General features: G+C 49.2%; 22 protein-coding genes. All 22 read right to left on the reverse strand.

Going from position 1 to position 21,810, the window contains the following annotated elements:
* Positions 1 to 14 precede the first annotated feature (14 nt).
* The 22 genes from CIL02_RS08720 to CIL02_RS08825 all read right to left on the reverse strand — a co-directional run bounded on the left by CIL02_RS08720 (position 15) and on the right by CIL02_RS08825 (position 21,756).
* Entirely contained in the window at positions 15 to 356 is a 342-nt protein-coding gene (locus CIL02_RS08720; RefSeq protein ID WP_094400957.1) for a hypothetical protein, read from the reverse strand.
* A complete protein-coding gene (locus CIL02_RS16325; protein WP_170935052.1) occupies positions 343 to 507 on the reverse strand; it encodes a hypothetical protein in 165 nt (54 codons plus the stop codon). Before CIL02_RS16325 ends, CIL02_RS08720 begins: the two co-directional genes overlap by 14 nt.
* Positions 494 to 1,675: an RNA-directed DNA polymerase gene (locus tag CIL02_RS08725; RefSeq protein WP_094400959.1), complete on the reverse strand. Its 1,182-nt coding sequence runs from the start codon at positions 1,673 to 1,675 to the stop codon at positions 494 to 496. The genes CIL02_RS16325 and CIL02_RS08725 overlap by 14 nt, the downstream gene beginning before the upstream one ends.
* Positions 1,676 to 1,903: 228 nt before the next feature.
* Entirely contained in the window at positions 1,904 to 2,302 is a 399-nt protein-coding gene (locus CIL02_RS08730) for a four helix bundle protein (RefSeq protein WP_094400961.1), read from the reverse strand.
* A 71-nt stretch (positions 2,303 to 2,373) separates the two neighbouring features.
* A complete protein-coding gene (locus CIL02_RS08735) occupies positions 2,374 to 3,138 on the reverse strand; it encodes a DUF1566 domain-containing protein (RefSeq protein WP_094400963.1) in 765 nt (254 codons plus the stop codon).
* 23 nt (positions 3,139 to 3,161) lie between these two features.
* Positions 3,162 to 5,297, reverse strand: a complete 2,136-nt coding sequence (locus tag CIL02_RS16030) for a hypothetical protein (RefSeq protein WP_141210179.1) — start codon at positions 5,295 to 5,297, stop codon at positions 3,162 to 3,164.
* A 4-nt stretch (positions 5,298 to 5,301) separates the two neighbouring features.
* The gene (locus CIL02_RS08750) at positions 5,302 to 6,360 is read right to left on the reverse strand and encodes a hypothetical protein (RefSeq protein ID WP_094400969.1); all 1,059 of its coding nucleotides are present in this window, start codon (positions 6,358 to 6,360) and stop codon (positions 5,302 to 5,304) included.
* A gap of 3 nt (positions 6,361 to 6,363) precedes the next feature.
* The gene (locus tag CIL02_RS08755) at positions 6,364 to 6,825 is read right to left on the reverse strand and encodes a hypothetical protein (RefSeq protein WP_094400971.1); all 462 of its coding nucleotides are present in this window, start codon (positions 6,823 to 6,825) and stop codon (positions 6,364 to 6,366) included.
* A gap of 16 nt (positions 6,826 to 6,841) precedes the next feature.
* A complete protein-coding gene (locus CIL02_RS08760) occupies positions 6,842 to 8,002 on the reverse strand; it encodes a hypothetical protein (protein WP_141210180.1) in 1,161 nt (386 codons plus the stop codon).
* A gap of 19 nt (positions 8,003 to 8,021) precedes the next feature.
* On the reverse strand, positions 8,022 to 9,764 hold the full coding sequence (locus CIL02_RS08765) for a hypothetical protein (RefSeq protein WP_094400975.1): 1,743 nt from the start codon (positions 9,762 to 9,764) through the stop codon (positions 8,022 to 8,024).
* A complete protein-coding gene (locus CIL02_RS08770; protein WP_141210181.1) occupies positions 9,761 to 12,040 on the reverse strand; it encodes a hypothetical protein in 2,280 nt (759 codons plus the stop codon). The genes CIL02_RS08765 and CIL02_RS08770 overlap by 4 nt, the downstream gene beginning before the upstream one ends.
* Positions 12,041 to 12,043: 3 nt before the next feature.
* Positions 12,044 to 15,775, reverse strand: a complete 3,732-nt coding sequence (locus tag CIL02_RS08775; protein WP_094400979.1) for a phage tail tape measure protein — start codon at positions 15,773 to 15,775, stop codon at positions 12,044 to 12,046.
* Positions 15,776 to 15,783: 8 nt separating this feature from the next.
* The gene (locus CIL02_RS08780) at positions 15,784 to 16,059 is read right to left on the reverse strand and encodes a hypothetical protein (RefSeq protein ID WP_141210182.1); all 276 of its coding nucleotides are present in this window, start codon (positions 16,057 to 16,059) and stop codon (positions 15,784 to 15,786) included.
* A 41-nt stretch (positions 16,060 to 16,100) separates the two neighbouring features.
* Positions 16,101 to 16,421: a hypothetical protein gene (locus CIL02_RS08785; RefSeq protein WP_141210183.1), complete on the reverse strand. Its 321-nt coding sequence runs from the start codon at positions 16,419 to 16,421 to the stop codon at positions 16,101 to 16,103.
* Positions 16,422 to 16,442: 21 nt separating this feature from the next.
* On the reverse strand, positions 16,443 to 16,901 hold the full coding sequence (locus CIL02_RS08790) for a phage tail tube protein (RefSeq protein ID WP_094400985.1): 459 nt from the start codon (positions 16,899 to 16,901) through the stop codon (positions 16,443 to 16,445).
* 7 nt (positions 16,902 to 16,908) lie between these two features.
* Positions 16,909 to 17,283, reverse strand: coding sequence for a DUF3168 domain-containing protein (locus CIL02_RS08795; protein ID WP_094400987.1), 375 nt, complete (start codon positions 17,281 to 17,283; stop codon positions 16,909 to 16,911).
* Between the two features lie 22 nt (positions 17,284 to 17,305).
* Positions 17,306 to 17,845 (reverse strand): hypothetical protein, encoded by a 540-nt coding sequence (locus CIL02_RS08800; RefSeq protein WP_094400989.1) that lies wholly within the window; start codon positions 17,843 to 17,845, stop codon positions 17,306 to 17,308.
* A gap of 4 nt (positions 17,846 to 17,849) precedes the next feature.
* Positions 17,850 to 18,155, reverse strand: coding sequence for a head-tail adaptor protein (locus tag CIL02_RS08805; RefSeq protein ID WP_206073478.1), 306 nt, complete (start codon positions 18,153 to 18,155; stop codon positions 17,850 to 17,852).
* Positions 18,156 to 18,166: 11 nt separating this feature from the next.
* Positions 18,167 to 18,481 carry a head-tail connector protein gene (locus tag CIL02_RS08810; protein WP_094400993.1) on the reverse strand — a complete coding sequence of 105 codons (315 nt, stop codon included), beginning with the start codon at positions 18,479 to 18,481 and terminating at the stop codon, positions 18,167 to 18,169.
* 47 nt (positions 18,482 to 18,528) lie between these two features.
* Positions 18,529 to 19,728, reverse strand: a complete 1,200-nt coding sequence (locus tag CIL02_RS08815; protein WP_094400995.1) for a phage major capsid protein — start codon at positions 19,726 to 19,728, stop codon at positions 18,529 to 18,531.
* Between the two features lie 26 nt (positions 19,729 to 19,754).
* Complete coding sequence (locus tag CIL02_RS08820) at positions 19,755 to 20,438, reverse strand: HK97 family phage prohead protease (protein ID WP_170935053.1); 684 nt, start codon at positions 20,436 to 20,438, stop codon at positions 19,755 to 19,757.
* Complete coding sequence (locus CIL02_RS08825; protein WP_094400999.1) at positions 20,428 to 21,756, reverse strand: phage portal protein; 1,329 nt, start codon at positions 21,754 to 21,756, stop codon at positions 20,428 to 20,430. Before CIL02_RS08825 ends, CIL02_RS08820 begins: the two co-directional genes overlap by 11 nt.
* Between the last annotated feature and the right edge of the window lie 54 nt (positions 21,757 to 21,810).

A 21,810-nucleotide genomic window follows, 5' to 3' on the forward strand; every position in this document is an offset into this window, starting at 1 on the left:
CTTTTGTTTTTAAGTTAATATCCGTTTTGTGGTTCTCTCTGGGCGCACTTAGGGCGCACACATCGAAAACGCTGCAATTCCAATTCAATACTTTGCTTCTCTTTCATCAACTCAAAATAATCATCTTGCAACTTACGCAATCGGTCTGTCTGGTTGACAAACCTTTCCTCTTTCTCTTTGAGTTGGTTTTGCAAAAACTCCATGCTGTCGCGCAAAACTCCAAATTCCACACCATCGGCTTCGGCCTCTTCTTTTCGCTTGTTGGTCTTTCGGTTCAAAAGGTACTTGATGGCCTCCCATCCTCCCATTGTTCCGACAATGGTTGCAACAATCTCAATAACGCTAACTGTCTCCATGTTCTTTTGTATAAAGTTCAATTACAATATCGTTTTCGCGTTGTTCTATCAGTATCACATATTTCGTTTCTAACAGATGCAGCAAACCCATATCAATCACATCAACGCGCAATGTAATCGGGTCTTTCGGTTCAACTTCAATAATCGCCATCCCTTATGCGTTTTTGAGTAATGCAATTTTGTTTATACTTGTTTTTGATGGCCACAACTTCGTAATGGCCTTTTATGTAAATCCATTTGTAAATACGTGGGGCAATCATACCCAATATCTCGCGTCTCTTGCCGTACTCATTGGACTGTCTGAGTAATCCCAAATATGAGTTGATGGAGCAAACAGCGTGGTTTACTTCGTCAATGTTCCTGACCCTGTTGAGTTTCCTGACGGCTGCAATAAAGTTGGTCAATACTCTGTTGCAACAATATTTCCGATATGGTTTTACTATTGCGCCCGTAAACTCAACGCCCTTGGTGTAATGTTGGAAATAAAATTTTTTCGGGTTGAGGCTCAACCCCAATTCCGCTAACTTAACGCGGATTTTTGGTACTGCGCTCAACAGCACCTTTTTGTCGGTGTGGATGCAATAAAAATCATCTACATATCGCCCGTGGTACTTTATGCCTAATTCCTCGATGTACCAATCCAGAATGTTCAAAAGGAAGTTGGCAAACAACTGTGCGAATAAATTGCCGATGGCAACACCTTTGCCCTCCCCATTGGTGAAAAGGGATTTGTTGGCTGGTAGGTGTTCCCACATTTCGCGTGGGCTGTGTCTTTCACAATTCTGCTCTGGGCAATGCAGCACTACGATTTGGCAAAGGTAACGCAAATCGTCAATGTCGCTGCCCCGGTAATACTTTACGATGAACTTATCAATCATCCGTGCCAACATGGATTTGTCAATGCTCATAAAGAAACCTTGCAAATCCAATTTCATGATGTAACAGTCGGTGGTGTAATTGTTGCTGGCCTCCTTAATATCGGCCTCCAGCATCTTCACACCATACAACTGCCCTTTGCCTTTCCTGCAATTGAATGTCCGTGGACTAAACACCAATTCAAACAACGGCTCTAAACGCAAACCGATGTAATGATGTACAATCCTATCTTCAAATGAGGCGGCAAATACTTCACGATACCTTGGTCGCGTTACGACAAAACAGATAGATTTGCCCGGATGGTATGTTCGCGTGTTGATACGGTCACGCAAAGCAATTAGGTTGCTTTCGTAATTCATTTCATACACGATCGCGCTTGCCGTTCTCCGCTTTCTGCGGCGGCAATCGTAATACGCTTCTAACATTCCATCAGTTGTTACCATATCTTTATACTTTTTAAGCAATGTCCGTAAATAGTGCTGAGACGGGGCGCACTCGATTCGTGTTCGTGGCCTTAGTGTTGTTGTTCATGTTGCCGTTGTTGAGGTTCAGATTCCATGCGTTGGTCGCGCTGTACTCGGTGGCTCGCCAATCTGTGCCGTATTGTCTTGTTCTTAACCGTGAATGACGGTACACGGCCCATTTATTACGGATTGCACACTCGGTTTGTCTTAACTCTCCGATTCCGGCATTTGCTCAACTCCCTTTTTGGCGGTCATTGAGTTTTTCCATGCTGTACTCTGTTTGCCTATCGCGTCCATTAGTTCAATGATATGTGCGTGCCGCCCCATACCTTTAATCCATTGCCTTTCTCCTGCAATACGCATTAGGGTTTTCAATGTTTCAAATTTGGTCTGAAACACGATGAGGTGGCGCAATCTGTTGGGTTTATCCATGTAAGCTGCCGCAATGTCCTCGATGAGTCCAATGCCCAAATCCTGCATTTTTGCACCCACACTGAATTTATAGGCGCGTGGGAAATTCGGCATAATATCCAATATCTCATCCAGCAACGCCCGTGCATCCAGATAGATTCGCGTGTTCGATACCAATTTCAATTGATTACCCATTTGCTTTCTTGCTTTTGTTTAATGCACCCGTCTTGCGACGGGTGCAAAGGTTAAAGATTAAAGTTTGAAGATTAAGAAATAAATGCTGAGACGGGGCGCACTCGATGCGTGCTCGTGGCCTTAGTGTTGGTGCGCATGCCGCCGTCGCCGAGGCTCAGACGCCATGCGTTGGTCGCGCTGTCCTCGGTCGAAGTCCAATAGGCATCTTCCACCAACTGCGTTGCACCCTCGATGAGCGACAAAGCATAATTGATTTTTGTCATGTTGGCATAAATCATCATCATTTCGCCCAACGATGGCAACCACCATTTGCCAGCGGTCAAACCTTTGCCGTTGGCGTTCACACGGCTGTAAGCGTGACAGAAGCCGGGGGCATAGCCCTCACCGCTCATTTCGGCATGGGTGATTTGGCTGGCCGTGTTCGCCTTACCTGCAAAATCGCTGTAAGCGGTTTCTCGGTTGCTGGTAGTCACACCACCACCTGCCACGTTGGCACTGCCCCAATTAAGTTTGGTTGTGCTTTCCGTCGGGGCCACGACTAATACATGGCCACCCTCGACTACCACAACACCGTCGGCCACCTCTCCTGCGTTCTGCTGTGCCGTCCACTTGTGGGGTTTGAACATGATGGGGTAATCGTCACTTTTACGATGGGTCATGATAAACACGCCATCCTCCAGCGAATTGAGGTTGATGCCACCCATTAAAGCGGCTTTCAGATTGGCCAATGTAATTAGTGTTACATTGCCGTTGGCATCAGTCATTGGGAATTTCTGTGCCGTGGTGACAGTCGTAACAGTTGCTTGGGCTGTCAGTTTCTTTGTCTGTTTTGCCATAATTGCATTTTTTAATGTTAAACTTAATTTTGTCTGTTAATAATTCTCGCTGTGTACTTGGTAGTATATCCGTTAATTGTCTGGGTTCGGCTGCTGTCATACACCAACATGATTTGCAGGCTGTCGCCGCTGCCCATTGCGCAATCATCCCAATTTGAGCCGTCCCAATGTGTCAGCAATGGCAATTGCTCAGTGTTCCACGGGTATGTGTTTGAACTGCTCTTTTTCTTGTTTCGGCCATATACACTCCAATTCTGGGTATTGCTTAAATCGGATATGATGGTAATTTTGAGGCAAAAGTTTGTGCCGCTTTTTATGCCTAACGATTCACATACTGCGTTTAACTTGGGCAAACAAACGCCCGAATTGCCATACTCGCAATGCACGATGAATTGGTTTGACTTTTTCAGATTCAACACCAAATCACCCTGATAAATCGTGTTGGCCGCTGCAATGGTGTACTTGTGGAATGAGAAACCTGCAATGTACCCGTCCAGAATACCATTGCCGCTGCCTATGAAAGCATAGTTTCTGGCGGCGTTCTTTGCAGACAGTATGAGGGCATAATTAGCACCGATTCCCCATTGATCGCTTGTGTCTTCATTCTCAAACCGTGCCATGGCTCTCAATCCTGATGAGGTCGGGAGTACGTTGCCGCCAATGCCTGCAAACGCCTTTTTGCTGTCATTGCGAAATATGATGTAGGCATCATTCGTGAATGGGTCGTTTGTCAGTCCGTTGCCGCTCACCTTGAAACCTGCAATCGTGCCGCTCTGCACCGTGATATTATTGAATGTTCCCGTTTGGCACGTTACTATGCCATCCTTTGCCAGAAATACGGTGTTTCCGCTGGCATCTTTCATTTCAATCACTTCAACACCCAAATTCTTAACTAACGCGTATGTGGCCAGCAAAAGTTTCGTGGCGGTTATCTCGATTTTGTCAGCAAGCTGCCAATATCCGTTGTTATTGTCGTCATCGCTTGTGGGGTAATTGCTGGCGGTCTTGACGTGGCTTTTCACGCATGAATAATAGTTATCTTCGTAGATAACCACATCATAATTTGGTTCGTCCTCTGCCCCTTTATAGAACTTATAGCCAACGGCCACATCTGTCCATTCTTGGGGGCCTCGGAGTGCTGGGCCACGGTCGCCCTTGTCGCCCTTGTCGCCCTTGTCGCCCTTGTCGCCCTTGTCGCCCTTGTCGCCCTTGTCGCCCTTGGGGCCTTGCAGGTTGCCCAAATCCACCCATTTGCCATCATCGGCAATTAGTAAATGTCCTGCGTATGTGCTTGCACTCTCCGCACTTACAACATACATATCACCATCTGTTGGGGTTGTTTGGATATACTGCTCTTCGGTTTCGCTCCAATAGTAAATGCAAAATGGGGCGTCAACTGCCCACACCTCGGCATCAACTTTATTATAACCGCTTGTATTTGGTTTCCAATCGTGCAACGTACCCTCGACCTTTACACTCGTTCCATCTTCGCCATTCTCACCGTCTTTTCCGTCTTTTCCGTCTTCACCACGTATTTGTGCCCATGTGTAATCATTCACATCGTCGCTCTCAACGTATGTTGTTTTGTTTTTGGCTATACCAATAAAAGCGGTGTTGGCATCGGGTGTGTCGGTCATGCCGCAATGGGTAATAATTGGGTTGGCTGGGGCATACTTAATCCATGTGTAATAAGTAGTGCCGTTTGTTCCGTTCGTACCCTTTGCACCCGTTACGCAAATTGCCGTTGTGTAATAATCGCGGTCGGTCAAAACAATATGTGAGCGCGTCCAGATGTAATAACCATTTAGCCATGTCGGGCGTGACGTTGACCAACTTCCACCAATTAGGAATTGCCAGCTTGTGCTTCTGTAATACTCTTCGACAATATCAACCACACCATTGCCCGTGCCACCCTTGCCACCCGTTATGCAAACGGGGTTGGTATATTCAGGCTCACCATCTGAATAATCAATGCGCGTTCTGCTCCAGATGTATTGCCCATCAATCCATTCTGGGGCATCGGTACTCCAGCCCGTAGTGGGGGCCGTGACGTTTGATGTGCTTTGCGCATACTCCACGTCAACGGCCAATACACTGCGGCCATCGTCACCTTTTTCACCCTTACGGATAAACTTAACTATTCTGGTAACGCTTGGCATGGCTTTAGTCCTTTGATGTGATTGTAATTGACACGTCGCCACCTGCTTGAACACACTGCGCTCTGGTCACGGTCTCTGTGGCTTTGTCCGTTCCCATGCTGCCGGGGTTGAGGTAATTGCCCACGGCATCCTTGACCACGAAATAAAACGTGGTGTCTAACGCCTTGGTGCTTGTTCCTCGCTTGACCACAACGGGCGTGTACGTGACAGTGCCGTTGCCGCTGGTGTCCTCTGTGATAGCCTCATCTTCGGGGCTGGGGTGTGGGTCAATCTGCAATGGGTCGCTGGCATCCATAACGCCCTGAATGTCCTTGCCCAATTCCTCCGTACTCGCTCCGCTTCCACGGTTGACGGTAACGCGAAATTCACCGTAACTGTTGATGTCGGTGTCCTGCACGGTAATGGTCTGGGTTGTCTTACCCGTCAATACTACCCATCCGCTGGCCTGCATCTGCTCCCATACGTATGAAAGATTGGCCGTGAGTTCCGTGCCTTTCTGATAGGCCATTGCCTTTAACTGACAACTGCCTCCCTTGTCGTTAATAACAAAGTTCTTTCCGTCGGGGCTTACGATCGTCACGCGGATTCCGTTGCCCGTGGCCTGTTGGATGGGAATATTGTACGATGCTTCGATTTGGTCAGTCTGAGTGCCGTATGACACGGTGGCCACCATCTTAATGACGGCTGGCGCAAAACCTGCGGCCTGTGCAATGTTCTTGACAATCTGAATACCATAATAAAGGTTGTCACCTGCCGGGGCAATCTTCTTAAACAGCCCTGCAAATGTTCCCGTGCTGGTATCGCCATTCCACTGAATGAGTGTGCCGTTGAAATAGAAATTGATGGCATCGGGCGTTGCAACACCCTCGGCCACACGGCTCGACGTACATACGAAATAAAGTTTGGGTTTCGTTACCTCAAAATTGGGGTAGATACCCGTTACTTGGCTGGTGCTGCCCTCCCATTCCTGGTATATGTCACCATCAGGACACATGATAACGGCGGCATACGTTCCAGCCTTAGACACAAATTTGATGGTTCTGGTTGTTGATGCACTGCTCATGGCTTATTCTGTTTTGGAGTTGTCAGATTCGGTTGCCTCACTCTCGCCCTCGGCTTTCGCTTCGGTTGGCTCTTCGTAGGTATCGCCATCGCCCTCATCGTCTGTTGGCTCTTCGGTGCTGGCTGCTGCTGGGGCCTGGCCCTCTCCGTTTTCATTGGTCACGGCTTCTGCCTCATTACCCGTCTGTGGTTCGGGGTCTGCCTTGGCCTCATCCATGATGAAACGCTCATCGGTGGCCACGGGCAAAGGTCGGTTGTACTTGCCATCCTGCTCTTGCTTGGCCTCATGGGGCATGAGGGCAATGCCGCCAATCTGCGTTAATGTCTCGTTGAGCATAGGCAATGGGCCAAATGCTGTCATATCGCCCTGCCAAAGAATGTAATTGCCATCTTTCAGTTTCAGACGGTCATTTTCCAGATGCAAATAAGCTGCAACTTTCGGATTTGCTTTAATGTAACGTGCCATAATCTCGATATTTTTATTAGTGAATTAAAATGATGTTTCCGTCGCCGTCTTCAAACAACTTTCCGTCGCCATCTTCCCATGCTGCCACGGGGCCGATGTCCTTAACGTCAATGCCGTACACTGCACCAAATTGGGCGTTCATGGCTGACGTGGATAACATATCAGGCTCTTGGCCGTGGGCAATGAGGCTGTACGACAATGCACCGCTGGCCTTGTTTGTCGCCACATACCAAAGCACCAACAACTCCCTTTCGGGGTTGGCAATCTCTCCGTGGGTGTCATAAATAGATGCGCGTGGGGCAATAGCCAACATTCCGCTGGGGATATTCACGGGGCAATCTACGATGTCAAAATCATACTTGTGGATTCGACGCACAAACTCCACCACTTTGCAGGGGCTTCCATCGTTGAGCGTAATGGCTGCTGGGTTGCCCTCTGGGTCATATTTCGCTCTGCAACGCAAAGCCAAAGATGCGCCCATGAGGTCACGATGCACAACAGCACTGAGGCCATCGGCGGCCACGTCAATGCAATAATCCAATGCTGGTTCTGCGCCTACAACTGACCATGTGCCATCGTCGCGTAACAGTTCCCACACGAAAAGACGATTGGCCACTGCACACTCCTTTGTACCTAATTTAAGGCTGGCGGTCACGGTCTGGTCGGCCACGTCATTGAGGGGGTCATAAATGGTTTGGTCGGCGGCATCCAAAAACAACTCAGGCAATGCCGTGGAGTTCCTGCACATGATGTGGAATGTGTCTTGAATGACGTACAACTGCCCTGTACGGCTGTCGGTGTACTCGGCATAAAACTCCAGCGTAATCGGGTGCTGAGGCTCTGCGTTCTTTTTTACCTTAATACGTCCGGCATCGTTTCCGCTTGCTGTAATCTCATAATCTGCATTGGTAGTCTCAATGAGGGTCTTAGCACCATCAATAATCTCATACCAACGCACATTAGCCAAAAGATGGTTAATGCTGCCCGATGTCAAAATCTCGTCCTTATCCATGCGCCCGATTCTCGGTTGGATAATGAGGGGCGTGAGGGTGTAATCAGGCGTAAACAATCCCGATTCGGCATCATACGTCTGTCGGGCCGGTACGCTGCCATCAACCGCAATCGTGCGGCTAACCTGCAACGGCTTAAAGTTAAAATCAAATCTTCTTGTTTTCATATATTCAGCTGCTTATATGTTAAAACTCAAAACTAACGCTCTCTGTGGCCGCTGTCTCACCCATGCCGTCGCGCAATGTCACCGTGGCCGTGTACCTCAACACCCTTGGCACATACCCGTTGAAATCTACGTCGGCGGCTGTCAGATTTATGGATTTACCTGCACCTGCCCGTTTCAATGTCCATGCGTTATCGCTGGCCACTCGCTCAACGCCTTTATCATCTTCACTGTATCGTGTCCATATCACATCGGCATCCAGAATGTCGGAGGTCACATCAATGTTGTGGAGTTTGGCAATGATGGTCAATGTAACGGCAAATCGGTCGGGGTCGAAAAGGTAATCAGTATCGGCAAACTCAACCGTGAAATCGGGGTTGCCCTCCACCATTGCCCAATCGGTATTGTTCCATGCCGGGGCGGTCTTTGTCAGATTCTTGCAACACCGATATTTGCAACCCATGTACCACACATCGCTTGTTTCCCATACGCCCGTCGTGAGGTTCTTGGCCTCGCAATAATAATTGGCGGCTGCATACCATTGGCCACGATCAACGTATGTAACAATCGGCTTGCCTTGGAAATCAACCCTTATTACGTCCTGCACGATGAGTCCACCGATGTAAACGTAATCCAGATTGTCGCGCAATGGTAACGGGTTTCCATCGCGGTCGGTCATGTGCTTAACAAACTCTGGTATCGTGCCAAAGGTGGCTGCATAGTTGGATTGGTCAATGATGGGCTTTGTCACACCATTCAAATGCACAATGCGCCCCTCCGTGCTTGACAGATAAAGGCAGCTTTGGCGTGTCTTATCGGTTTGGTTGCCCCATCGGGCAATCTTCATCAACTCGCACGGCAAAAAGTTCTTTCCGGCTGGGGTCTCATCGTCGGGGTACATCGTCACCTCAATGTAATTGAGCGTGGGGTTTACGCTGTTTACCCTCATCCATGAGGTGTACATGGCGGCGTTTCCCTGGCCCGTCATGCCCAATGCTATTGCACCCAAATTATTGATAATACCTTTCAGCACATTGCCGACGGCTTGGGCGGTAAAATATCCCTCCCATTTGGGGTGCAAATATAGGCCATAACAATTGTCGCCCAAATCCACAACTCTCTCGATTGTGTCGGCCTCAGTCAACAATTGGTCGCCCTCGATGGCTGACAGTCGGTTGATGATTAACTCAACGGCCTCAAAGTATGTGCGTACCCTCACGCTCTCAAACTCTGCATTGCCGTCTTTGTCAATACCTGCGCCCTTGCCAGCATATAAAGATTTGACAAACTCGCCAAACTCTGAACCATCTTGGAATATGGCCATACCAACGGCAATCAATCCCTGCTCAAATGTAATTTTGCCCTGTGCCACATCGTCTGCAATACGGCTCAGGAATTGTTGGCGCACGGGGCTGTCGGGTGTGAGGTCTTGTGCGAAATCGGCAAAACCTGCCTTGACTTTCTCGGTCTTACTCTGCCATTGGGTTTCAGTTGTGGTCTCACCCGTTTCGGGGTCGGTCGTTTCCACCTCCACCTCAACTAACCTTGTCAGATACTCATAACCTTGGCTGTCGGTGCTTATCTGGTCTAACGCTGACTTGTTGGCGTGGGTGTGGCCGTCGCTCTCGGAAATGTTGCCGCTGCTGGTCACGCTGACAACGGTACTGCCTCCACCTGCGGCAATACCTCCCAACTCTCTCAATCGCTTGGCTCTGGGCTTCGCGGTTCTCTCGTTGGCCTCGGACTTATATATTTTCTTACTCATGCCTCACCCTCCTTTTTATATTCGTCGGGCCGCAATTCAACAATCACGGCTTGGCTTACATCTTCAATCGCGTTTTGCGTATCAGCTGTCAACAAAAATACCTTGCCGGGCTGGTTCTGCTCTGTGTATGCCACAACACCATCGGCGGCAATCACGGCCTCGCCCTCCAACTTAGTACGGCGGTCTGCAAACTGACTGTAAAGTGTACCAATTAATAACTCTTCGATTTGTGTTGTGCGCCCTGCCCTTGTCAGGCTGGTAATCTGTTTGCCCGTTGTAGTATTGAAATATGCGCCTCTGGCTGTCGGCACTCCCTTGGAGCTGCTGCCGCAAATGGTGTCAATCTCCAAACTCTCCTTGGCACTCTCATTGATTGTGGCCTTATACTCCACATCGTCCGTGTTGATGGGCGCGTCAAACTGCACATTGTTCATCACCTCAATTTCTGGTAACTTTACCAATGCCCAATTTATTTTTTGCCATAGTTCGTATGGGTTCATCACCTGCGAAGATGATACGTTTGCATTGCCATCGCTTATCATCCATCCACCTGCGTGTACTTGCACGGTAAGATTTCCACCTTCGCCGCCAAAGTTAGGGTATGGTATATATTGGCCATCGCTGCAATTGGCCAGCACGGAAATGATTTTGCCCGTGTGTGGATTGATTGCCGGGCGGTTTTTTCTCCAACCTAACACGCCGCTTTTCTCGGCTCTATCGTCGGGCTGGTAATATGCCAGATAACCCCATGCGTTGGGGGCATTGTCATTGCCATTGTAAGATACCCATTGGCCGTATGTCTGCCCCAATGTGCTGATTTGTGCATTTTTTACGTCCTGACCAATAATGTTTCGGTTATCCCATACATATGTTTGGCCGCTTTCGGTTGTGAACTTTATTACAACAGGCACATAAAAATAATTGCCTCTGCTGTTCCATTGATTATACCAATCTTTCTGCTCCATCCACTTCATCCAATTAACGCCCTCTTCAAAGGGGTTAAATCGGGGGTCAATGAGCAAATCTAAACCAACACGAACACAAAGTTTGCTGGCATTGGACACGGGAGGCAACCATATCGGATTGTTACGGAAAAGCGGTGTGGTAATGGCATTGTAAACGCCTGGTAAATGGCCCTCACCATATCCGGCTGTTTGTATCTGGGCGGTGTAATTCTTACGATTGCCGATTTTCCAATACAAACAGGCCGTGAAATAGATGGCAATGCCCTCGGCATCGCTGCCATCATACTGAGGCACTATCTTGAAGAAATTGATGTTGCTGTTGAGCAATTCAGCATTTTTGCCCGTGCGACTAATCCAGATTGTAAATCCGGCGTCGCTGCCATCTGCCCAATCCCAATAATCCTGCGAATAATGGTAACTGAAATATCTTGCCCCATTGTAACTGCCACCACTTAGATTGTTCAACGCAATCAAATTGGGGTCGGTCTCAATAGTCCAACATTCCTGAATGGCCAAATTGCCGCTCTGGGCATACGTTGACCATGTTATTTTGGCATTGTTATAAACAACATCAACGCCCATCGTCTGGCTGTCACCATCCCATTGCAGGGCTTTCGCCTGGCCATTGGTGTAAAGTCCGTTGAGGTCGTACACATACACCTTGCCATTACGCTGTATCATACGCAATCCCAACGGCTGCAAAATGCCCTCCAACACCTCTTGCAGGGTGCTGGCCTCACCGTCCTCATCATAGAAATTATCGCTGCGTACTTTCAGGCTGCTCAGGCTCATTGGGGTGCTTCCAGATATGCAAGTGCTAATCAGACTTTCGTCAATGTCGGCTGTCAGCCCTGCACGTTGCAGGCAATAGGTCACAATCTCTTTCAGCGTTCGCATACCCGACAAATCGTATTTCAGTCTGCCCAACACACCGAAATCGGAAAATTTGAGGCTCACGGGGTACTTGCTGGCACGCTCATATGGCTCTTCGTAAAACTCGGCATCCAGCGCACCACACCAATAAAGCACGTTGTTACGGTACACGTCCATACGGATGCGGCCAACCTCGATCGTATATAAATCTTCATAGGTTCTATCGCCGGGGCTTTCCACTTGTATTGTGGCCATGCAGCCCTGCAATACTTCCTCTTTGCTTTTCTCTTCCCATTCCATGAGCAACGTTTCCTCTGCTTCAAAGGTCAGCGCACCGATGCTGTCAAAAGCGGCATCGGCTTCCTGCATAATGTCAATGCGCCACACAACACCTGCGCGGCTCATAAACTCACCTCTGTATCGTAAAAACTTGCTCATCGTTTAACTGCGTTTGCTCTCTTTGTTCTTTTTCTTTAGTATGCCAACCAACTTGTCACCATCAATGACAAAACGCACTTCACCACCAAAGGACTCTGATGGCTCAATCATGGAGCGCAATTTGTCTAACGGGGCCACCACTTCCGGGTTGTGGCTTGCTCCTGCGTACTCACCGAATATGCCCAACGTGGGGCCAAATGCCAAAGCACCCTTTTCGTACTTAGGTATGCCAGCGGCCAAAATCAATGCCTGCTGGGTTGCAATCATTCCGGCTGCAATGGCCGTACCTGCAAATGGTATTGCAGCGTGGGCGGCAAAGGTCATGGCCGCTGCCAACTCTGCCCATGATGCTGTTTCCAATTTGTTTGCAGCAATCTGGGCGGTTGATGCAACGATGTTGGCGGCGGTCGCTGCCTCGCGTGTTGCAGCCTCTGTGGTCTCTGCACCTGCCTCAACGCCCTTTGTTGTGGCGTGGGCGGCTGATGCTGCCGACAACATATTGATGATGCCAATAATGGCTTGTATGCCCTCATACAAACCGATGAAGGCATCAATGAGTGCAACAGTCTTTTGCCATGCGTTGCCGTTGCTCTCCAAAGCATCGGTAATGTTCTGAATGGAATTGCCAATGCCTTTGATACCATCCCAACCATTCTTTGCCGTGTCAAACGCCATGATTGACTTTTTGCGCCAATCCTCGTAAACGGCAATCATGCCCTCGATTTGCTTACGCTGGTTCTCGGTAGGTGGGTTATCAAGGTCGTTGAGCTGCCGTTGCAACTCGCGTATCTTTTCAGTCAGCGCGTCAAAACCAATGCCCTTAATCTTCACTCTGAACTCACGGCCACTTAACGCATTGATCTCATCAATTTCTTTCTGCATTGACTTCAATTGAATGGGTCTTTGCAGGGCATCGCGCTTTTTCTCCAACGCTTCAATTGTGCGCTGGGTGGCCGCAATCTCTTCGGCACTCTGCCGTTTTTGCAGGTTGCCATAATATGTAATGGCATCGTCTAATTCCTGAATGGTGTTGAGCGTTCCGATTGGGCCAGGCTTTTTGAGGTCGGCCAACGTATCATCCCATTTCTTACGCAATTTCTCCAACTCGTTAATTTGGAGTTGTATTTGCTCACGCTCATTGTCTGTGGCGGTCTTTAGGCGGTCATTGTAGATGCTCAATGCCTCTTCCAGCTGCTCATACGTTTGTATTTGGTCGGTCGGGGTCGGCACTTTGGCATTTTGCTCCATCTGTTTTTTTAGTTTTTGCAGACGGGCAATCTCGGCATCGTACTGTGCCAGATTATCGGCTGTGGCCTTTTTCCTCAACTGTTGCTGGCGGCTGATGGCCTCATCAATCTCTTCTATCGTGTCAGGATTCGACAAATCCCAACCTTTTACCACATCTTGTGAGGCTTGTGATGCGGCCTCTGCCGCTGCCATCTGCTCACGCAAACGGGCAATCAGTTCTTTGTTGGCCGGGTCTGCTGCCTCCAACTGCTTCTTATACACACCTACGTTGTGGGCCAGGTCTGCATAACTCTGTGCTCCCTCAATAATCTTGTCTGTGTTGGGGTCGCCATTTGAGTTGTTGCCGTTACCATGTGTCGTTTTAGTTGGCTTGTTGTTGGCTGTGGTTTTCCGGGCATCGGCTGCAATGTCGCCCTCAATTTTCTTACTGCGCTGCTGGGATGCTTTCAGCGCGTCGCGGTCGGCTTGGTTGGATGGGTTCTGCCCGATACGGCTGTTGTGGAGTGCTGCGCCCTTATCGGTATATACCCAATGACCATCGTTATTCACATACTCGTTGCCGCCATTGACTGTGTGGCCACCCGTGGAAGAAAATTCGCCATCACGTCTAACTCTTTCGCCCGTCTGCACGGTGTTTTGCTGGCGGTAATCTTCATCGGATTGGGCAATCTTATCGGCCAAATCCATCTGTATGCGGTATTCCTCTGTGAGCCGTGCCAGACGTGCGGCGGCTTTGGCTCTGGCAACAAATGACTGCACAACGGCATCGGTATTGCCGACAAAAGCATCTTCGGCATCCTTGGCATTGTTAATCTTCAATCCCAATTCCTCAAACGCCTTGCGGTTATCCTTAATCCACTGTGCTTTTGCGTGGGCGGTTGTTAGGGCTTTCCATGCTGCCTGCAATTCGGTGTACTTGGTCATTAGACGACTGTACGTTTCAGACTGCGCATTGGTAAATGCTTGTTGTGCTTGCTGGGCGGTGTCGGCCACAACGTTAATCTTTTCTGCCGCTGTGTCGGCGGCATCGCTGGCATCATCAAAAGCATCAACCAACTTTTCGACTGCCCACGTCACACCTGCAATGAGCGCACCAACACCCGTTGAAATCATCAAACCTCTCAACGCTATCTTAAACGCTGTGGCTGAATATGCGCCCGATTTGAGGGCTGCACTAAACACACGGGTAAACGCGGCGGCTCGGCTGGCTTTCAGGCCAAATGCCAGCATTGCAATACCTCCGGCATTGGTACGCAATATCATAATGCCGTGCGCCAGATTGAGGCCCTTAATGGCTTTTGTCAGGCTCGTAACGCTTAGAATGGTCATGCCCAACTGTGTCGTAAAATTCAAATACGGCTGTATGCCTCCGACAATCCCGGCAATGAGGTCAGTGACGGCGGCAAACTGATTTTTGAGCATCTGCGTGGTGGCTGCTCCCGTGCTGCTCATCGTGGCAAATGCCTTGTCAATCGTTCCTGCACTGTTATCCAGTGCGGCAATGTTTTCGTCAAACTTAGCGGCCATTTCTCCCGTTAGGCCATTGACCAAACGCAATGCCTCGGCACGTCCGAAAAGTTTGCTGTAAATGGATTCTTTGAGTTGGCCGGACTTCTGGGCGTATGCCGTAACGGTACGATCTAACTCTTGCAGATAGTTACGCAAACCACCTGCGGCTTTGATGGATGCAGCATTGAACGATATGCCCATTTCCTCGGCCATCTTCTGGCTCTTACTGCTCTCCTTTGTTAATGCGGTCAGCACACTTGCAAGCTGCGTAGCCACTTCTGACGTGTTACCCGTTACGCCTGTCAGCGTACTCATCACTGCCAGCATTTCCGTGAATGATACGCCCAATTGCGCTGCCTGGCCTGTAACAGATGGCAGGGCGGCGGCTAATTGTTCAAACGATGTTACACCATTCTTGGCGGTCAACTGTATCTTGTCCTGAATATCTTGGGCGGCTGACCATTCCAAACCATAGTTTTTAATGACAGTCGAAGTAACTTTGACCACCTCGCCAACGTCGGCAATGCCACCGACAGCGGAACGGCTCGACGTTCTTAGATAATCAATCCAATTATCTTCGGGAACACCGTTTGAAATTACTTGGTACAAACCATTAGCCAATGCGTCGCGGGCCATTGGTATGGTCTTAGACAATTCGGCAACCTGGTCTTTAAGATGCTCAAACCCCTCTGCATCCTTTCCAGCCATAGTGTTGGCGGATTTCATGGCTGCACCAAATGTACGGCTGTCTTCAGTGAGGGTGTTGAGTACGCCAGATATTTGTTGGATGGAATTAGTAACGGCACTAATGGCCATGACGCTTTGTGTCCATTTAATAAAAGCCTTGTCGGCGGCGGTCACACGATCATGCACTAAACCTAACTCATCGGCCAGCTGCTTGACGTTCGTAGATGCTTGCACAACCACATCTTTGCCGTCAACTTGTAACTTTATATTAAATTTTACGTCTTTTGCCATATCTGCTGTTACTTATTAATGCGTTTCAATAGGCTCTCTAACCTTGCCTTATCCTCTTCGGCGGTCGGCATTGGGTGGTCGGCCTTTTTCTTGCTTTCCCATGGGAACGGCAATAACTTTTGTGGGGTTATCTTCTTTTTGCAATGCGACTGTATAACAATCGCTGCCAGCATACGCATACGCTCCCATTCAATACGGTACTCACTTTCTTGCCTTTCTTGGTAGGCATCATAAATGTGTTGGAACTCTTCACGGGTCAGCCTGCAAAAATCGTCGTATGACAAACCGATGCAGGAAATGGCCACACCCAATACCTCATAAATGCCTAACTTTTTTTTTCAGCATCTGCGCCATCTGCATCTGCCTCAGCTGCTGGGGACTCGCCTTGTATGGCTTCATTCCACGCTGTCATTGTGTCTGGGTCAATACTATCTGCAAAATCCATCAATGACAAACCGAACTCAACGCCGTCATGCTTGCAAGCCGACACAACGCAACACCAAAGGAATGTGCAAATGTCGCTGAAATTGCCCTGCTCAATCTCGGTAATCTCGCGGCCCGTCTCTTGTTTGAAACGGAGCATTGCCCCCATCGTTTGCCGACAGGGGTAATGCTTGCCGTTGATTATAATCTCAATCTTTGCCATAATTCGCTCGGATTAGATAGATTACACACTATCTCCACTGCTGCCCTCATCTTCGCTGCCGGGGTAGATGTCAGGCTCGCCATCGTTCTCCAGATTGACAGTGTAAGTGGCATCGTCCTGGGCCGGGCTGGTCTCCTCGATTGAGGAAATGACAAACTTTCCCTTGAGGTAGGGAAGAGTGTCGCTCTCACGCTCGAACGCCTGCACTTCAACGCTCTGGCCTTTGCCCCACAATGGCGCAATCTGCTTAAAGCCGTTTTCTGTTTCGGTGTAATAGCGCAATCCCTCTGCACTGATGGAAATGCTGAGGCCCGTAACGCCCTTGCCTTTCCACAATCCAGCGGATTTCTTAGCGGATGCAACGGGCTTAACGGCGCGATCTTTCGTCTCGCTGTTGTAGGTTGTGGTGTGTGTCGTGCAATGGCCGACGGCCTTGCCACCTACATTCAGCAACAAATCTGAACCATTAATGTAACTCATATTGCTTTTATGCTTTAATTGTGAATACTAACTTTTGAACGTAGGCATCATCTTGGTATGCCTCTTCACCATCGGCCAACGTGCATGAGCGCATTGTGAGGCCGTCAATCTCGCCCTGCTGGCAATCCAGCACACGGCGCACATCTTCGGCCAGTTCAACGCCGCTTTCGTAGTCGGCTGTGAACACCAACACCTCAACAGTCACGGTGTCGGCATTGCCCCCCTTGAACGGCTTAGGTTCAATGCCTGCACGGCGATACGCAATATATGGCAAATTGGCCTTGTCGGTCACAACCGGGAAAACCTTTGTGGCCTTGGTCTTGATGCTGGCATCGGCCATCATCATACTGCGTATTATCTTGCCAACGCTTAAAGATGTCATATCTTGATGCTTCCTTTATAGATTAAACAAAACCGCATTTCCTCGCCACTTTCTGCACGACTCTCTCGATTTCTGGTGTCAATCCTGCCTCAACCGATTGGAACATTTCAGGTGCGGCATCATCCATGAAATGATATGCACCCATCTTGCCCGTGCCGTGGCCTTTCCGTTTCCGTAGGCCCCATTTGGTCTGTGTCTTGGTCTTGCGGCCTTTTGTACCCTCTTCTGCCCACATCAATATCGGCTTCTTAAATCCAAAGCGATTTTCGTGCATGGACTTCTCACCCATTCCCGTTTTACGACTGGCGGCTCTCGCCTTGACCGTAACCATGAAACCTGCGCCTTTATTGTCGGGGTAGATGCGTACCCTGATACCTTTTTTCCAATCCGACGTGTTGCCCTTGACTTGCAGGCCGCTGGTACTTAATTTGCCCTGTGCTATCTTCTGGGATTTCCGTGCCTCGGCTCGGATGGCCCCACGTAGGGATTTCTTGATTTGCGTGCCATTCATTTCACGCAACAGTTCATCCCATTCTCTGCCTGTGTACTCTTCGGGCTTCATCGGCTTACTCGTTAACTCTTTCGCAAATCAGTGTTTTCATACCTTTGTCAATGTTGGGAATGATGTTTGTGACGGTGTACAAATGTCCACCCAATTGCTGTACTCGCCAATTTTCATCGACGGGGTGCGCGTCTCGGATATTAAACTCAGCATTATAATCGGGGAAATGCTCACCAACCTCTTCACTCCTGCGACCATTGTTCTTTACCCTTTCGGCATTGACAATGCGCGTTTGTTCGTAGGTGGTTTTGGCCTCGCCAAAATCATTCTCGATCGTGCTGGGCATCAATAATGCCAACTTGTATTTCATGCGTCCTGCAATCATTCCTTGTCTCTCACTAACTTTCGGTATGGCTTAATCAATGCAGACAGTGAATCAGGCACCTGGTGCAACTGCGTTGTGCTTACGCTCTCACGCTGATTGTACCAATGGGCTGCCAACATCATAATCGCTTGTACAACGGGCATTGGTATCTCACCGTTTCCAATGGCTTTCAACTCATCTTCCGTGCGGTGGGTTGCCATGATAACGCTTATCTCTGCGGCATCCAAAAGGTGCTGCATATAATCATCATCATCGGCAAAATCGTCTGCCCTAACGTGCTTTTTGAAGAGTGCCAAATCCACTGCTGCCATTGACTAACCAACTTTAATTTATTATCGTATGAACAGAAAGAAAAGTTTTAGGATGCGGCCACCTGACCCAACAGGAACGCCTCATTGCGGATGGTCTTTGTGCCATAGTCCGTGTTGAGTACGAAATCCACGCTGTCCTTACGCGCCTGGGAATACGGGTCAACGATGAAACGAATTGTGCCAAACAGGCCCATAGGCTGGTAACGCCAATCACCCAATCCGATGAACTCAGTAACAGTGGTTGTGTCGCTTTCTGTCGTGGTCTTACGGATGGCGTTGGTGGTGTACACTGGCAGGCCGCAAAGGATGCCGTTCTGAATCATGGGTACAAAGATACCATCCTTATTGATGGGCGTACCCTCCAAAATGGCCTCCATGCTCTTGGTCATAATCCAGCAAAGGTGGCTTCCCTCAATACCCGTTTCAAGCACCTTGGCCTTCATCTGGGCGTTGAGCTGCTCAAACGTGGGCACATGAGCCAGCTGCACAATGCCCGGAATCTTCTTGTCACGCTGTGAAACCGACTTGGCGGCATTGATAGCAATGGCGGCAAAGGGGCCGATGAGGTTGGTGGCATTGTTGACCTTTTCCGTGCTAAACAGAATCTTGTTGAGCAACAGACGAATCGACAGCGGCATGACCTCACGCACAATCATCTCCAGCACACCTGCACTCTGGTTGAGGCTCTGGTTTGTCACGGGGATGGCAATGCCGACACGCTCAGGGGCGGCGGTCATCTTGCTGAACGGAATCTTGGTGTCACTCAAAGCAACACCCTCTCCTGCAATCTGAGCCTCTACCATTTCATACATTGGCCAAACGAAATCGCCAGCCAATCCCGTGGGCATGGGTAAACCTACCTTGTCCAGAATGAAACCCTCTTGCAGGGGCTTCAAAATGTCCTGAATGTTGAGGGGGATGATGCCGCCAGCGTTCACGTCGGAAACCATCATCATGTCGCGGACAAAAATAATTTCCGACTTCTTGCCGTTCTTCGCGTTCTCGCGGATGAGGGTAATTGCTTCCTCTGCGGCGTTTGGGTTCTCACGCAGATGCTCGGCGGTCGCCACCTGCATCTTCATCTGGAGCAACTGATTGTCGCGGCAAAGGGCCTCAAACTCGGTGGTTTCAGCCTCGTTGCGCTCACGTTTCTCCTTTTCGCACGTATCGGCAATTTCGCGGATACGGTCGCAATTGGTCTGGTACTGATTGACCAATTCGCGCACATTCAACTTGTTTTTCTTCATTGAACTGTGATTTTAGGGGGTTAAACTTATAATAACTTACTATTTGCGGCGCAACGCATTTCGCGCAATTGCTCACGCATTTTCGTATCGTCTTTTGGGGCTTCGGGTTCGGGGGTCTCTGGGGCTTTCAGTACTGCCACAAACTCCCTCGCCTCAACCGATGTATCGGGATATGCCGGGTTGTCAGTGATGGTGAAATCGTAAATGCCCGTAACGGCTTTCACGGTGTACGTTATCATTGTCGTACCATTCACCACCTTGGCACTGCGCTCGACGCAAGCATCGTCGTAATAACGTGTGGTAAATGCAAAGCTGCACCCACCAATGTCACCACGTCTTACCAATTCCAATGCCTTGTCACCATCGACTGTATTGGGGGCCTCAAAACTGAACTTCACGCCCTTATCGTCAACCTCATACGTCAATGTACCTGCGCCCTTGTTCGATCGTGCCAAAAGCAACTGCCGATTGTGAAACATCGTCATTTTGATGTCGCAACCGTCTAACAGTTCTTTGGTCACTGCACCTGCGGCAATCACCTCTCTGGCTTCGCTGTCCTCATCTGCCCACAATGGAGCGGATGGCACGTTGAAAAGAATGGCGTACCCCTCAATGATTCGGCTGGGGGCCTCACCCTCGGCGGCTTCACGTACTTGCAGGCTTGCAACCGTGAACATCTGCCGCCTGATTATTTGGTTCCTATTCTTCATCTTCGCTGTCCTCCTTTTTCTTGTTATCATTGGGGTTCTTATCGGGTTCTGTTGTCTGTGTCGGTTCTCCTTCTGCGGCCAGATTGGTAATGGATTTCAGATTGGCAGATACTAACACCGTGTCTCCACCCTCCACATCGGGCTTGTTCTCTTCACGGCGCAACTCATTTACGGTGTACAATCCCGTTTCAATAACTTGCTTCCAATACTTTCCTCTGCTCTCCAAATCACACGCATAAAGCGATTGGCGGTTAAACTCAAACTTTCGCTTGGTTGCCAGCGTCGGGGCCACCAACTTACGCAACAACTCGGCCTCAATCTTTCGCAAAATAGGGTTGAGGGTGTTATTGAGAAATGCCACGTTTGCCATTTCAGCCGATTTGTAATTGTTGCTGGTATCGTCGAAAACAAACGATGGATGCACACCGAAGAAACGGCAAATCTCTCTGACCGTAAATTTGCGGCTCTCCAAAAACTGCATATCCACTGAACTCATCGACATCTGAGTAAATTGGACTTGACCGGGCAAAGATACGATGTGTTGCCCTGCTTGGAAACGTCCATCAACATCAACTGCCGTTTTCTCCAATTCCTCATCCTGGTACTCGCCAAAACCTCTTACGCTGTTATCGTTGGAAATGATACCTCTGACGTTACCACCATTGGCAAAGCGTTTAAGCGTTTCGGCATCGCCTGTGGTAGCGATATTTGATGTAAGACGGGCATACGTTAATACGCTCACACCATGCTTGCCGTCAACGCTCATGCCCTTAATGTGGATAATCTCATCTTCATCATACACGCCATAAATCCCGTTGTCGGCATCCGTGACGGTGTACGTGTCATTGGTTGTGTCGTGGGTCACTGTGGCGCGGCCACACAACGCCAGACGGTCAATATCCAATGTGGCGGTGTTGTATATGGGTACGATGTAGGCGTTGCCGTCCATCAACAATCTCTGCACTACTAAACGCCAGAAATCAAACGCGCTCAAAGTGAAATCGGGTTGCACGTTCAAAAGGTAATACAATCGGCTGTTGGTATCTATGACAAAGCGGCCATCTTTCTGCCTCATGAACTGACACGGCAAAACGGCCACACTATCGGCCAACAGATTAACGCAACGGTACACAGTTGCAATTGACAATGCGGTGCTGTCTCCACCACCTGCTAACAGTTCCCAATAACTGTAACCCCCCGTGCGCGGCGTATCGGGTGCGGATTGGGTGTTTGTTGCCACCTCTTCCGTACCAGTCTCAACAATGGTTTCCTCTCTGGAAAACCATGTTGCAGGGTTCAGCCATTTAGGAAAATTCATATCTTTGCAAAGTTTTGTGCCGCAAAGATACACATATTAAAAATGGTCGCTTTA

The organism is Prevotella sp. P3-122, from assembly GCF_002251365.1.
Taxonomy (GTDB): domain Bacteria; phylum Bacteroidota; class Bacteroidia; order Bacteroidales; family Bacteroidaceae; genus Prevotella.

Bases quoted from the DNA above. Each gene is read 5' to 3' on its own strand.
- CIL02_RS08765 (WP_094400975.1), bottom strand. From the start codon at position 9,764: ATGAGTAAGAAAATATATAAGTCCGAGGCCAACGAGAGAACCGCGAAG.
- CIL02_RS08815 (WP_094400995.1), bottom strand. From the start codon at position 19,728: ATGAAGAAAAACAAGTTGAATGTGCGCGAATTGGTCAATCAGTACCAG.
- CIL02_RS08770 (WP_141210181.1), bottom strand. From the start codon at position 12,040: ATGAGCAAGTTTTTACGATACAGAGGTGAGTTTATGAGCCGCGCAGGT.
- CIL02_RS08825 (WP_094400999.1), bottom strand. From the start codon at position 21,756: ATGAATTTTCCTAAATGGCTGAACCCTGCAACATGGTTTTCCAGAGAG.
- CIL02_RS08760 (WP_141210180.1), bottom strand. From the start codon at position 8,002: ATGAAAACAAGAAGATTTGATTTTAACTTTAAGCCGTTGCAGGTTAGC.
- CIL02_RS08750 (WP_094400969.1), bottom strand. From the start codon at position 6,360: ATGAGCAGTGCATCAACAACCAGAACCATCAAATTTGTGTCTAAGGCT.
- CIL02_RS08730 (WP_094400961.1), bottom strand. From the start codon at position 2,302: ATGGGTAATCAATTGAAATTGGTATCGAACACGCGAATCTATCTGGAT.
- CIL02_RS08820 (WP_170935053.1), bottom strand. From the start codon at position 20,438: ATGAAGAATAGGAACCAAATAATCAGGCGGCAGATGTTCACGGTTGCA.
- CIL02_RS16030 (WP_141210179.1), bottom strand. From the start codon at position 5,297: ATGCCAAGCGTTACCAGAATAGTTAAGTTTATCCGTAAGGGTGAAAAA.
- CIL02_RS08790 (WP_094400985.1), bottom strand. From the start codon at position 16,901: ATGAGTTACATTAATGGTTCAGATTTGTTGCTGAATGTAGGTGGCAAG.
- CIL02_RS08810 (WP_094400993.1), bottom strand. From the start codon at position 18,481: ATGGCAGCAGTGGATTTGGCACTCTTCAAAAAGCACGTTAGGGCAGAC.
- CIL02_RS08720 (WP_094400957.1), bottom strand. From the start codon at position 356: ATGGAGACAGTTAGCGTTATTGAGATTGTTGCAACCATTGTCGGAACA.
- CIL02_RS08805 (WP_206073478.1), bottom strand. From the start codon at position 18,155: ATGAAATACAAGTTGGCATTATTGATGCCCAGCACGATCGAGAATGAT.
- CIL02_RS08725 (WP_094400959.1), bottom strand. From the start codon at position 1,675: ATGGTAACAACTGATGGAATGTTAGAAGCGTATTACGATTGCCGCCGC.
- CIL02_RS16325 (WP_170935052.1), bottom strand. From the start codon at position 507: ATGGCGATTATTGAAGTTGAACCGAAAGACCCGATTACATTGCGCGTT.
- CIL02_RS08755 (WP_094400971.1), bottom strand. From the start codon at position 6,825: ATGGCACGTTACATTAAAGCAAATCCGAAAGTTGCAGCTTATTTGCAT.
- CIL02_RS08795 (WP_094400987.1), bottom strand. From the start codon at position 17,283: ATGACATCTTTAAGCGTTGGCAAGATAATACGCAGTATGATGATGGCC.
- CIL02_RS08800 (WP_094400989.1), bottom strand. From the start codon at position 17,845: ATGAAGCCCGAAGAGTACACAGGCAGAGAATGGGATGAACTGTTGCGT.
- CIL02_RS08775 (WP_094400979.1), bottom strand. From the start codon at position 15,775: ATGGCAAAAGACGTAAAATTTAATATAAAGTTACAAGTTGACGGCAAA.
- CIL02_RS08785 (WP_141210183.1), bottom strand. From the start codon at position 16,421: ATGGCAAAGATTGAGATTATAATCAACGGCAAGCATTACCCCTGTCGG.
- CIL02_RS08735 (WP_094400963.1), bottom strand. From the start codon at position 3,138: ATGGCAAAACAGACAAAGAAACTGACAGCCCAAGCAACTGTTACGACT.